This window comes from Sphingomonas sp. S6 (genome assembly GCF_043498045.1).
Classification (GTDB): domain Bacteria; phylum Pseudomonadota; class Alphaproteobacteria; order Sphingomonadales; family Sphingomonadaceae; genus Sphingomonas.
Map to the genome: position 1 here is coordinate 254,873 of NZ_JBIEOE010000003.1, position 12,771 is coordinate 267,643.

The 12,771-nt window shown below is 67.1% G+C and carries 11 protein-coding genes; 5 read left to right on the plus strand and 6 right to left on the minus strand.

The window, feature by feature from the left end; genetic code table 11:
- Positions 1–99 precede the first annotated feature (99 nt).
- A complete protein-coding gene (locus tag ACGVWT_RS06750; RefSeq protein ID WP_315461850.1) occupies positions 100–1,137 on the plus strand; it encodes a mannose-1-phosphate guanylyltransferase/mannose-6-phosphate isomerase in 1,038 nt (345 codons plus the stop codon).
- Positions 1,138–1,153: 16 nt separating this feature from the next.
- Here the strand turns inward: ACGVWT_RS06750 and ACGVWT_RS06755 are convergent, their stop codons facing one another.
- The 5 genes from ACGVWT_RS06755 to ACGVWT_RS06775 form a co-directional block, all read right to left on the minus strand.
- Positions 1,154–1,615 (minus strand): DUF3429 domain-containing protein, encoded by a 462-nt coding sequence (locus ACGVWT_RS06755; RefSeq protein ID WP_315461851.1) that lies wholly within the window; start codon positions 1,613–1,615, stop codon positions 1,154–1,156.
- 38 nt (positions 1,616–1,653) lie between these two features.
- The gene (locus ACGVWT_RS06760) at positions 1,654–2,217 is read right to left on the minus strand and encodes a Uma2 family endonuclease (RefSeq protein ID WP_315461852.1); all 564 of its coding nucleotides are present in this window, start codon (positions 2,215–2,217) and stop codon (positions 1,654–1,656) included.
- A gap of 181 nt (positions 2,218–2,398) precedes the next feature.
- On the minus strand, positions 2,399–4,042 hold the full coding sequence (gene groL, locus ACGVWT_RS06765; protein WP_017977533.1) for a chaperonin GroEL: 1,644 nt from the start codon (positions 4,040–4,042) through the stop codon (positions 2,399–2,401).
- A gap of 98 nt (positions 4,043–4,140) precedes the next feature.
- Positions 4,141–4,428 carry a co-chaperone GroES gene (groES, locus tag ACGVWT_RS06770; RefSeq protein WP_017977532.1) on the minus strand — a complete coding sequence of 96 codons (288 nt, stop codon included), beginning with the start codon at positions 4,426–4,428 and terminating at the stop codon, positions 4,141–4,143.
- Positions 4,429–4,605: 177 nt separating this feature from the next.
- Complete coding sequence (locus tag ACGVWT_RS06775; RefSeq protein ID WP_315461853.1) at positions 4,606–6,312, minus strand: M48 family metallopeptidase; 1,707 nt, start codon at positions 6,310–6,312, stop codon at positions 4,606–4,608.
- A 297-nt stretch (positions 6,313–6,609) separates the two neighbouring features.
- Between ACGVWT_RS06775 and ACGVWT_RS06780 the strand changes: the two genes are divergently transcribed.
- Positions 6,610–6,924, plus strand: coding sequence for a DUF2946 family protein (locus ACGVWT_RS06780; protein WP_315461854.1), 315 nt, complete (start codon positions 6,610–6,612; stop codon positions 6,922–6,924).
- Positions 6,925–6,989: 65 nt separating this feature from the next.
- On the plus strand, positions 6,990–8,999 hold the full coding sequence (locus tag ACGVWT_RS06785; RefSeq protein ID WP_315461855.1) for a TonB-dependent receptor domain-containing protein: 2,010 nt from the start codon (positions 6,990–6,992) through the stop codon (positions 8,997–8,999).
- 43 nt (positions 9,000–9,042) lie between these two features.
- On the opposite strand, the gene ACGVWT_RS06790 is transcribed toward ACGVWT_RS06785, so the two are convergent.
- The gene (locus ACGVWT_RS06790) at positions 9,043–11,067 is read right to left on the minus strand and encodes a S9 family peptidase (RefSeq protein WP_315461856.1); all 2,025 of its coding nucleotides are present in this window, start codon (positions 11,065–11,067) and stop codon (positions 9,043–9,045) included.
- A gap of 146 nt (positions 11,068–11,213) precedes the next feature.
- Here ACGVWT_RS06790 and ACGVWT_RS06795 point away from each other — a divergent pair, with 146 nt between their 5' ends.
- Together ACGVWT_RS06795 and ACGVWT_RS06800 are read left to right on the plus strand one after the other, a co-directional pair.
- Positions 11,214–11,984, plus strand: a complete 771-nt coding sequence (locus ACGVWT_RS06795; protein ID WP_315461857.1) for an energy transducer TonB — start codon at positions 11,214–11,216, stop codon at positions 11,982–11,984.
- Positions 11,984–12,760, plus strand: coding sequence for an energy transducer TonB (locus ACGVWT_RS06800; RefSeq protein WP_394425697.1), 777 nt, complete (start codon positions 11,984–11,986; stop codon positions 12,758–12,760). Before ACGVWT_RS06795 ends, ACGVWT_RS06800 begins: the two co-directional genes overlap by 1 nt.
- Positions 12,761–12,771 lie beyond the last annotated feature (11 nt).

Below are 12,771 nucleotides of genomic sequence, written 5' to 3' on the forward strand. Positions count from 1 at the left end.
AAAAATACGAAGAAAGCTTGAACAAGCGGCGAGGATTATCGTTACGTTTCCGGTCCCTTCTGGTCTAAGCGGGGATGTCTTGGGAGTTTCCTGACCTTTATGACGATCGTTCCTGTGATCCTTTCGGGAGGATCCGGCACCCGGCTGTGGCCTATGTCGCGCCCCGAAATGCCTAAGCAGTTGCTGCCGCTGACCGCGGACGAGACGATGCTGCAACTGACCGCGCGGCGGGCGCATGGCGAGGCGTTTGCGGCGCCGATCGTCGTGGCCAATGCGCGGCATGCCGATGCGATCGACGAACAGCTCGCGGCCGCCGACGCCAAGCCGCAGGCGGTGATCCTGGAACCGGTCGGTCGCAACACCGCGCCGGCGATCGCGCTGGCGGCGCTGGCGGCGGGAGCGGAGGACGCGCTGCTCGTCATGCCATCCGACCACGTTATCGCGGATGTCGAGGCGTTCCGCGCCGCGGTCGACGCCGCAATGCCGATGGTCGCGGATGGCTGGCTGGTGACGTTCGGGATCGCGCCCGATGCGCCGGAAACCGGCTATGGCTGGATCCAGGTCGGCGACCGACTGGCCGAGGGTGTGCATCGCGTCGCGCGCTTCGTCGAAAAGCCGCCGCGGGATCGTGCCGAGGCGATGCTGGCGGCGGGCGACCATGTGTGGAACGGCGGCATCTTCCTGTTCCGCGCCGACATGTTCCTGGGCGCGCTGGCGGCGCATGCCCCGACGATCCTGACCGCGGCGCAGACGGCGATGCGCGATGCGCGGCGTGAGGGCGTGCGGGTCTATCCGGATGCGGACGCCTTCGGGGCGTCGCCGTCGGATTCGATCGATTATGCGGTGATGGAACGCGCCGATCGCGTGGCCGTGGTGCCGGTGGCGATGGGTTGGAGCGACGTCGGCAGCTGGGACGCGCTGCTCGCGATCAGCCCGTGCGACGAGCGTGGCAACCACCATCGCGGCGAGGTGCTGGCGATCGACACGAACAATTGCCTGATCCGATCGGACGGCGTCCGCATCTCGGCGGTGGGCGTCAGCGATCTGATCGTGGTGGCGTGCGGCAACGACGTGATGATCGTGCCGCGCGGCCGCAGTCAGGACGTCAAGAAACTGATCGAGGCGATGCAGAGGTAAGCGACGCGCCGGGCCGTCAGGCGATGACGGCCCGGGCAAACAGCGCGGCGATGCCCGCCGCGCCCATCAGCAGCTGGCGCAGCCGGAGCGCCGCGAAATAGGCCGGCGCGTTGCCGGCGATCGCGGCGCGGCGATCGAGAAAGCCCGCCGCGACATAGCCGACGAGCAGCAACAGCAATGCCGTCGATGCCTGTTCGACGACCAGCGCCAGACCGGCGAGCGTGAAATAGGCGATGCAGGTCGCGATCTCGACCGGCTTCGATGCCCCCGGATTGCCGAACCCGAAGCCGCGCCGCACCCCGGCGATAAAGGCGAGGATCAGCGCCCCCCAGATGATGCCGAGATGGGTCGCCCAGAATGGCCAGGGCGGCGGGAGCAGCCATGCGCCGATCCCGGCAGCGACTAGCGGCAGCATCGGGCCGTAGCCGAGGATGGCGCCGTCGGTGGGAATGTCGGTGCGGGTCGCGTCGTGGTTCATGGCCGGCGTAACGAGCGGGGCGCGGCGGGGTTGCGGGGTCAGTCCCGGGCAAAGATTTCGGTGTGCGGGATGGTCAGGTCGAGCGCCGGCAGCATGACGTCGTGGGGCTGGGCGAACAAGTCGTCACGCCATGATTGGGGGCCCAGGCGCTGGATGACGCGAGCCGTTTCCGTTTCGGGATCGACGAAGACGATCGTGTCGAGCGACGGCAGGTGGCGATACTGACCGAGCTTCTCGCCCTCATCGTTGCGGGTCGTCGAGGGAGACAGCACTTCGACGATCACGACGGGATCGGTGAAGACGCGCGCCTCTTCCCGCTCTCGTGTTGCCGGATTGCCGCAATAGACCGAAACGTCCGGGTAGCGGATGTCGGTGTCCGTGACGCGGACGCCCATATCGGAATTATACGGGCGACAGCCGGTGCCGCGGAGTTTGTTATGCAGAAAGGCGAAGATGTTACCAGCCACCCGCGAATGCGCGGGTGTGCCGCCGGTCATCGAGCGGATGACGCCATCGACCAACTCGTATTTCCGATCGCTCGGAAAATCGATGGCGAGGAACTCCTCGACCGTGATTGGCTTGTAGAGCGCGTCCTTCCGCATGGCCTCTAAATAGCATTGCCGAGCTGACAAACAAAGGGCCGGGGGATTGCGCCCCCGGCCCTCGTTTTGCTTGGCGGACAGCGGCGGAGCCGCTGTCTTGACGTCAGACCGGTCCGGCAGAGCCGGCCGGCTGGCCGTTCTGATTTGGTGTCGGGCGGAGCGATGCTCCGCCCGTCCCAAATCAGAAGTCCATGCCGCCCATGCCGCCCATGCCGCCGCCGCCGGGCATGGCCGGAGCCTTGTCCTCGGGCAGTTCCGAGACAGTCGCCTCGGTGGTGATGAGCAGGCCGGCGACCGAAGCTGCGTTCTGCAGCGCGGTGCGGACGACCTTGGTCGGATCGATCACGCCGGCGGCGACCAAGTTCTCATACTGGTCGGTCGCGGCGTTGAAGCCGAACGACGTGTCGGTCTGGTCGAGCAGCTTGCCCGAGACGACGGCGCCGTCATGGCCAGCGTTCTGCGCGATCTGACGCACCAGCGCGGTCAGCGACTTGCGGACGATGTCCACGCCGCGGGTCTGGTCTTCGTTGGCGCCGGTGACGCCTTCGAGCACCTTCGTCGCGTACAGCAGCGCCGTGCCGCCGCCCGGGACGATGCCCTCTTCGACGGCCGCGCGGGTCGCGTGCAGCGCATCGTCGACGCGGTCCTTGCGCTCCTTCACCTCGACCTCGGTCGCACCGCCGACCTTGATCACGGCAACGCCGCCGGCGAGCTTGGCGAGACGCTCCTGGAGCTTCTCACGGTCGTAATCGCTGGTGGTGTTCTCGATCTGCGCACGGATCGCCTCGGTGCGGCCCTTGATCGCGTCGGCTTCACCCGCACCATCGACGATGGTGGTGTTGTCCTTGTCGATCGTGACGCGCTTGGCGGTGCCGAGCATGCCGACGGTGACGCTCTCGAGCTTGATGCCGAGGTCTTCCGAGATCATCTCGCCCTTGGTCAGGATCGCGATGTCTTCCAGCATCGCCTTGCGACGATCGCCGAAGCCCGGAGCCTTGACCGCTGCGACCTTCAGGCCGCCGCGCAGCTTGTTGACGACGAGCGTGGCCAGAGCCTCACCCTCGATATCCTCGGCGATGATCAGGAGCGGACGACCCGACTGAACGACGGCTTCCAGGATCGGGAGCATCGCCTGCAGGTTGCTGAGCTTCTTCTCGTGGATCAGGATGTACGGGTCGTTCAGTTCGACCGTCATCTTTTCCGGGTTCGTGATGAAGTAGGGCGACAGGTAGCCGCGGTCGAACTGCATGCCTTCGACGACGTCGAGTTCGAATTCGAGGCCCTTGGCCTCTTCGACGGTGATGACGCCTTCCTTGCCGACCTTCTCCATCGCTTCCGCGATCTTCTCGCCGACTTCCTTGTCGCCATTGGCCGAGATGATGCCGACCTGCGCGACTTCCGACGAGCCCGAGACGGGCTTCGAACGGCTCTTCACGTCCTCGACCACCTTGGTGACGGCGATGTCGATGCCGCGCTTCAGGTCCATCGGGTTCATGCCGGCCGCAACCGACTTCATGCCCTCGCGCACGATCGCCTGGGCGAGCACGGTCGCGGTGGTGGTGCCGTCACCGGCGATGTCGTTGGTCTTCGAGGCCACTTCGCGCACCATCTGCGCGCCCATGTTCTCGAACTTGTCCTTGAGCTCGATTTCCTTGGCGACCGACACACCGTCCTTGGTGATGCGGGGCGCGCCGAAGCTCTTGTCGATCACGACGTTGCGGCCCTTCGGCCCCAGCGTGACCTTCACCGCGTCGGCGAGGATGTCGACGCCGCGCAGAATGCGTTCACGCGCGTCGCGGCCGAATTTTACGTCCTTGGCTGCCATGGTGGCTACCCTTTCGTGAAATGTGCGTCACCCCAGCGAAGGCTGGGGTCTTGCAGTAACAGGGAGACCCCAGCCTTCGCTGGGGTGACGAAATCGGATCAGCCGACGATCCCGAGGATGTCGCTTTCCTTCATGATCAGCAGGTCTTCGCCGTTGACCTTCACCTCGGTGCCCGACCACTTGCCGAACAGGATGCGGTCGCCAGCCTTGACGTCGAGCGGCGTGACCTTGCCGTCTTCGGCCTTCAGCCCGGTGCCGGCGGCGACGACCTCGCCCTCCTGCGGCTTTTCCTTGGCGGTGTCGGGGATGATGATCCCGCCGGCCGTCTTCTCTTCCGCCTCGACACGGCGGACGAGGACGCGGTCATGCAACGGACGAAAGTTCATTGCGAAGTCCCTCTTTTCAGTCAGTGTTACAAAAATCTGGCACTCACGATGCGCGAGTGCCAACGGCCGGGATATGTGGCGCGGGCCGGGGACCGTCAAGAGATCGGCGGGACGGGAACCGAAGAAAGTCGTCGACGTTTTGGCGCGGCTCGTCGCGCTGGCCCGAAAAGCGACGACTTAGCTGCCGTGTGCCGCGGTGCCGGTCGAGGCGAACAGCGCCGTCGCGGCACGCCGTTCGGGGGAATCGAACGGGCCATGGATCAGCGTGAAGGCGACCCGCCCGGCCAGATCCGCCTTGCCCTGCTTCACCAGCGATTCGGCGAGGAGCAGCCGCGGCATCGGTGCGGCGGGCAGACGGCGGATCACCTGCGCAAGGCCGAGCACCGCATCGTCGGACGGGGCCTGACCCGCATCGAGGAAGCTGCGGACATAGGCAAGGCGCGGCGCAGGGGCGTCCCGATCGAGCGCGATCGCCCGGCCGAGGAGCTGCCGCGCGGCGGTAAGGCCGGTCGTGCGATCGGTGCCGGTTGCGGCGATCGCCTTCAGCGTCAGCGCGCGCCCCTTCGAAGCAAGCGCCGCGGAATCCTCCGGGCGGCTGGCCAGCACGCGATCGGCGGCGGCAAGGCAGGCGTCGGCATGTCCGCCGCCGCATTCCGCCGTCGCGGCGACGCGCAGCGCGTCGGGATCGTCGACACCGGTGGTGGCGGCGCGGACGGTGTCGAGCCAGCCCTCGCCAAGGCCGCCCAGCGCGAGGCGCGCCTCGACCAGCGCCGAGTCTGCGGGCGAGAGTTGCGTGACGGCGGGCGGCGGCACATCGGGCTGCGGCGCCTGACCATGGGCGTAAGCGAAGTCGCGGCGCGCATACCGACCGATCTCGCGCTGCAAGGCGCCAAGGTCGCCGAAGACGGTCGCGGCCTCGGCGAGCGATGTGCCCTGCCGTACCGCGGCCATGTACCGCCGGAACTGGTCGCTGCGCTGCGGCGACAGCGCCGAATAGAGGAAGAAGTGGCTGACCAGCCAGGCGTGATAGGGCGACCAGCGCGCGGCATCACCGCTATCGGTCAGGTAGCGGCCGGTAAGAACGCCCGCCACGTCGACCGGCCCATAGGCGGTCAGCACCTGCTGGAACCGATCGGGCACGCGGGCATAGTCGATCGCGCCATCGGGCCGGATCGCGATCGACGAAAAGAGCGCGCCGATGCCATCCAGGTACCAGCGCGGATCGCTCGCCGGCGCATAGGTGAGGATGAAACGTTCGGCGTAGGCCGCATAAAGCGAGCGTTCCCACGCCACGCCCAGCGGATCACGACGCGCTGCCATCTTCGAACACAGCGCGACCGCGTCGGTCCCGGCATTCTGCACGACGTCGTCGCAATCCTCGTTGAAGGCACGCACGGTATTGAGCTTGATCGACGTATCGCGGCGCGACACGGCCATCACCTCGCCATCCTCGCGCGGGTCGTAATAGACGGTGGATGCGAAGGGCGCCATGAACGGCCCCTGCTGCCAGCGCGCATTCTGCAGACCCAGGCTCGACAGATCGGTGTCGGGATCGAGCAGCGTGATCTGCGGCCGGACCATGTCGTCGGCGCCGCCGCCCCGCCGGTACAAACGGGTCAGCAGCTGGTGCAGCCGTTCGATGTTGCGGGTGACGCGGATCAGCTCGTCGGCGCTCCCCTTGCTGTAGACGACAACATGCGCGCCATCGGCCCGGCGCCACGTGCCCCGCTTGCGGTCCTTCAGCCCTTGTACGACGATGTCCGGGCCGGGAGCCTTGTCGCCGGCCTTGGCCACAGGCGTGGGCGCGGTCGTCGCCTGCTGGGCCACGGCGGGACTCGCCATCGTGCAGGCGAGCAGGACGGTGTGGCAGCGGGCGCGGATCATGGCCTTGGGTCCCCTTGCGGTTCGACCGGATCGTAGCAGGGGAGCGCCCTGTCCGGAACGGTTCGAATCCGATGACGGCACAGTCTGCGCGCGCCGCGCGACCGCATGATGACACCTGACGACGACACGGCCGCCTTTCGGGCGGATCGAACGATTTCAGCGGCTTGGGCGCGAGCGAAGATGACAAGCATGATATGTTGTCTCTTGTTCAGCTTTTAGACAGCTTTGCTCGTGTCGGGACGGGGCGGGATGAGACACACGCGACCCTGCCAGCGCCGGCCGCAGCCGGGCGTGCTGATGCTTGCGCTGTTGGCGCTGTGCGCGCTGCTGGGCGGCGGCGGCATCGCGCAGGCGCATGTCCATCCGCTGCATGCCACCGCGCGCGACGGCACGGACCGGTCGACGACGCTGGCGACGGCGGACGCGGATTGCGCGCTCTGTTATGCCCGCGCGGCATTCGAACCGCTGCTGCCCGATGCGGTGCCGACCGCGATCGCGGCGGTGCCCGCGGCGGCGATCAGGCCGATCCAAGCCGTCGCCGCCTATCCCCTGCCCGCGCCGCGCGGCCATGGCTGGCGCAGTCGCGCGCCGCCGATCGACTCTCCGCTCTGATCCCCCCCTCGCGCGTCGCCGAGTGCGGCCGATGCGCGCCTGTGCCCGATTTCCCGGAGACGTCGATGCGTTCCTTCCTGTTCCTCGGCGCGGCCAGTGCCGCGCTGTTCCCCGCCTGCGCGCTCGCCCAGACCGCCGCCCCCACCCCGACGGCCGACACCGGCCGCGACATCATCGTGACCGCCAGCCCGATCCAGCACGATCGCGACGACACGCCCGCCATCTCTGCCAAGGTGGATGCCGAGGACATCCTGAAGGCCGGCGGTGCGAGCATTTCCGATGCGCTGGCCAAGGTACCCGGCATCGCCGCGACCGGCTTCGCGACCGGCGCCAGCCGCCCGATCATCCGCGGCATGGACGCGACGCGCGTGCGCATCCTGGAAGACGGGCTGAGCTCCTCCGACGTCTCCGACATCGGTCCCGACCATGGCATGCCGATCGATCCGCTCGCCGCGCGCAGCATCGAGGTGGTGCGCGGCGCGGGCACGCTGCGCTACGGCAGCCAGGCGATCGGCGGCGTGGTCAACGTGCTGAACGATCGCGTGCCGATGCACCTGTCCGACCGGCCGTTTTCGGGCGAGGTCAACGGCACCTATGGCACCGTATCCGATCTGTACCAGGGCGCGGCATTGGTCGATGCGACGGTCGGCGACCTGGCGCTGCACGCCGATGGCTTCGGCCGGCACGAGGGCAATTACGACACCCCGCTCGGCGTCCAGCAGAACAGCTTCTTCAAGGGCTTCGGCGGATCGGTCGGCGGGTCGTATTTCTTCGGCAGCAACAAGGACAGCCACGTCGGCGCGGCGATCACGCAATATGACGCGCAATACGGCATCCCCAGCGACACCACCTATATCGACATGCGCCAGACCAAGGTGATGACGCGATCGTCGTTCGCGCTGGGATCGGGCCTGCTCAAGTCGCTGAGCCTGGATGGCAGCTACGCCAATTACAGCCACGACGAAAAGGAGCCGGACGGCACGATCGACACGACGTTCCGCAACAAGGAATATAATGCACGCGCCGAGCTGCTGACCAACCGGATCGGCTTCATCGACAATACCGCGCTGGGCGTCGAATATCAGCACCGCAACTTCTCGGCGGTGGGCGACGACAGTTCGTACCTGTTCCCCGCGACGATGGAGAGCATCGCGGGATACGTCTTCACCGACACGAAGATCGCCGGGCCGCTGCACGTCGAGGCGTCGGGCCGGATCGAGCAGGTGCATCTGACCGGCACGCCCGCATCGAACGTCGCCGCCACGCCGCGCTACACGCCGCTGAGCGGTGCGATCGGCGCGCTGTACACGGTCAGCCCCGCGGTGAAGCTGGGCGTCACCTTCTCCAGCACCGGCCGCGCACCGGCGCTGACCGAATTGTTCGCGCGCGGCGGGCATGACGGGCCGAACACGTTCGAAACGGGCGATCCGCGGCTGAAGATCGAGCGCGCCAATTCGCTGGAGGGCACGCTGCGCATCCGGTCGGGCAAGTTCCGCTTCGACGGCAGCGTCTACAGTTCGTGGTTCAAGAACTACATCTACGGCGACCTGACCGGCCTGTATTGCACCGACGACGGCGCGTGCCAGGCGACGCAGGACGACGACCACGATCTGCGCGAGCTGAACTACCGCCAGCAGGGCGCGCATTTCCGCGGGTTCGAGGGCGAGGCGAGCTACGACCTCGTTCACACGTCGCACGGCGTATACCGGTTCAACGTGCTGGCCGATTACACGCGCGCGACGCTGGACGACGGCAACAACGTGCCGCGCATCCCGCCCTATCGCATCGGTGGCGGACTGAACTGGACCGGCGATCGGCTGGATGCCGGGTTCAACCTGATCTACGCCGGCCGCCAAGACAAGGCGGGCGTGTTCGATACGCCGACGCCGGGCTATGTCGCATTGGACGGCCAGCTGGCGGTGCGGCCGTTCGCCTCGCATCCCAATATGGAGATCGCGCTGGTCGGCCAGAACCTGACCAACGACACGCAGCGGCTAAGCACCGCGCTGAACAAGGACCTGGTGGTGATGCCGGGCCGCCGCCTGATGGCGACGCTGCGCATCGCGACCAACTGAGGCAAAAGGGGGAGCCGGCCACAGGGGCTGGCTCCCGATCCTCTCAGCCTCCGATATGCAGAGCGGTGCGCAGGAAGGCGTCGCTCTTGCCGAGCATGTCGGTGCGCACGTCGCTATCGTCGAGCTGGTGGGTGAGGCCCTTATATTCGACGAAGGTCACGGGCTTGCCCGCCCCCCGCAGCTTGCTGGCCATCAGGCGCGATTCGCCGATGCCGACATTCTGGTCGAGGTCGCCGTGGAACAGCAGCACCGGCGCGGCGATACGATCGACGTTCTGCGCGGGCGAGCCGTCACGGATATGGGCGCCGTGGCCGATGAAGCCGTCGACCAGTTCGAAATTGGTGAAGTTGCGATGTTCGCCGCGTAGCGTTTCGAGGTCGGTGACCGGCGCGATCGCGACGATCGCCTTGAACAGCGCAGGGTCGAGCACCGCCGATTGCAGCGCCGCATAGCCGCCGTAGGACCAGCCGACGATCGCGAGCTTGTCGGGCGCGGCGATGCCCTGCGACACTAGGTAGCGGCCGGCATCGTTGACGTCGCCGATCGCGGTGCGCCACGATTGGAAGCCGTTCTTTTGGAACCACGCCGCGCCATAGCCGGTCGAGCCGCGGAAATTGGGCTGGAGCACCGCATAGCCGCGCGCCGCGAAGAACTGCGGCAGCCAGTCGAAGCCCCATTCGTCGCGGTCGCCGGGGCCGCCGTGCGGCAGGACGATTGCGGGTAGCCCCTTGCCGCTGCTGCCGGCGGGCAGCGTGAGATAGGCGGGGATCATCGTGCCGTCCGCGGCCTTGAAGCTGATCGGCTTGACGCTGGCGAGCGTGCGACCGCCAAGCGGCGGGCGCACCGACAGGATCGGCGACAGCTTCTTCGCGGTGCGATCGAACAGATAGAAGCTGCCAGGATCGACGTCGCTGCCGGCGAACAGCACCAGCTTCTGTTCGTCGGCGCTGGCATCGACGATGCTGACGATCGGCTGTTTCGGCAAGGCGCGGCCGAGCGAGGCGGCGAGCGCCTTCAGCGCGGGATCGAAGATCACGCGTTCGCGCCGGTCGGTCGCGAAGCTGGCGCCGACGACGCGCTGCTGGCGGCCGATGCGGATGAGCGAATCGACGTCGACGTCCGGGCGGTCGAGCACCAGTTCGCGCTTCAGGCTGCCGTCGAGCGCGACGCGGTACAGCGCCTGGCGCCCGCCATGATCGTCGAAGCCGTAGGCGACATTGGCGTCGCGATCGACGGCATAGGGATCGAAGCCGTGCGATACGCCGCCATCGTCGTTGACCACGGACAGCGGCTGCCAGCTGCGATCGCCCGCCTTGCGGTACATGTAGGTCGTGCGGCCGCGCAGCATGCCGCTGTCGCTGGCGGCGGTGATGCCCATGATGCGGACGGTGCCGTGGCCGTCGGTGATATATTCGCTGGCGCGACCGCTGGGGCGTTCGACCTGCTGGCGGCGCAGCGTCGTCGTATCGACGCGCTCGACACCCAGGCCCGACGCGGTGGAGGCGGTGATCGAGCCGGTGGTCATCTGCGCACCGTAATCGCGCGTCATCAGCACCGAGCCGCCTTTCGCATCGCCGCCCGCCGCGTCATCGGCGAGGAAATCGATGATGCCGCCGCCGAACTGGCCAAAGCCGTCGATGCGGTCGCGCGTCTCGCCCGACAAGGGCTTCATGTCGCTGCCGTCGGCGTTGAGCGTCAGCACGCGGCTGTAGCCCAGCCGCATGCCGTTGGTCGTCATCAGCGTCGAGATGTTGCAGACGAGCCGCGTCGCGGTCGACCAGCTGCACCCCGTCAGCTGATCGGGCCGGCCGCTCGAGGTGAGGATCGGTCTGGGCGTGGCGTCGCCGGTCAGGTCGGCGACATAGAGCGCGGTGCCCGCCCCCGCCGCGGCGCGAACCATCGCGAGCCGCTTGCCGTCGGGGGAAATGCTGACCTGCCGGACGTCCTCACGCGCGCCGAATGCGCGTGCGTCGACAGCACCGGCACCGGTCTGCGCGCGCAACGCGCCGGCTCCGCCGATCGCCAACGCCAACGCCAATACCGCCACGCCGCCCAGCACGATACGCATACATCTTCCCCCCAAATACTTGCGCCCGACGCCGTTGTCGCGGTGCGCGCCAACAGGTTAGGCGAGGCGCAATCATTCCGCCAGTGGCATCCTGTTGCAGCGCCGCGCCGCAATGCTAGGCTCTTAAAAAATACTGGGGGTTACGCATGATGATCGGACTGGTCGCACTGGCGTTACAGGCCGCCGCACCTTCGGGCGGCAGTATAGATGCGGCAGGCAAGTGGGGCGTGGACTACAGCCCCGAACAGTGCATCATCAACCGGCAGTTTGGGTCCGGCCCGGTCAAGTCGTTCCTTGCCGTCGATGCAAGTCCGGTGACCGGCACCGGCAATATCGTCCTGCTCGTTCCCGGCGTTGCGACGAAGGGGACTTTCGGCACTGCCACGATGACCGTCGCCCCGGGCGGCGCAACGCTGCAGCAGATGTGGTTCGCGCGCGGATCGAAGGACGCGCGGGCGGCGATCGATATCGGAATCACCCAGGACGGCTGGGCCGCGATTGCGGCGGGCGACACGCTGACGATCAAGGGGCCGTTCGCGTCGCCCGTGTCCGTACCGGTCAAGGGGATCGACAAGGCGATCGCCGCCGCCAAGACGTGCGGCCGGACGCTGCTGCAATCCTGGGGCGCGGACCCCGATGCGATGATCGACACCTCCAGTCCGAAGAGTCCCGGAAACTGGATAAGCTATTCGGACTATCCAGCCGAAGCGCTGCGCAATGGCGAATCGGGTACGGTGAAGATCCTGCTGACGATCGATCCCAAGGGGCGGCCACGCGACTGCAAGGTGGTGGCGAGTTCGCGTTCGCCGTCGCTCGATGCGACGACATGCCGGATCATGACGGCGCGCGCCACGTTCGAACCCTCGTCGCGAGAGACGCGCTACGTGTTTAAGCGCACCGACTGGAGGGTGCCATGATGACGGCGGGCGCGATCATCGCCCTCGCCCTGCAAGCCGCGACTCCGGCGGCGCATGTCGACCGCTCCGCCGCCAAATGGGGCGTCGAATATGCACCAAACCAGTGCATCATCAACCGCGCGTTCGGGGATGGGCCGAAGCCCGCGATTCTGGCGATCGACGTCGATCCCCAATCCGATCGTGGCGACATCGTCCTGCTGATGCCGGAGAAAGCGTGGCGTGGCACATCCGGCACCGCCGCAGTCACGCTGACGCCCGGCGTGGCAAAGTTCCCGGCGCGTTGGGTCGGGGGCGCCACCGGACACGACATGTACGCCATAAAACTGTCACTCGCCGACGACCAGTGGAAGGCGGTGCCGACCGCCGAGACGCTGTTGGTCGATGCCGGTGCGGATCGCCCGATCGACGTTCCGATCAAGGGGATCGGCAAGGCCTTCGCCGCCGCCAAGACCTGTGGACGGGATCTGCTGCAATCCTGGGGTGCAGACCCGGATGCGATGATCGACCTGGAGCCGGCGGTCGCCGCACGGTTGTTTACGGCCGATGATTACCCGGTAGATGCGTTGCGTGGTGATCAGCAAGGCTTGGTCAAAACACTGGTGACAGTCGACGCACAGGGAAAACCCACAGCGTGCCGCGTCGTGGTCAGCTCCAAAATCGCCTCGCTGGACGACACGAGCTGTCGCGTGTTGATGACACGGGGCACCTTCCCATCCTCGGACAAACAGGTTCGCTATCATTACCATCGCACGCGCTGGGTGATCCCCGCCTACTGACCTATCCGTAT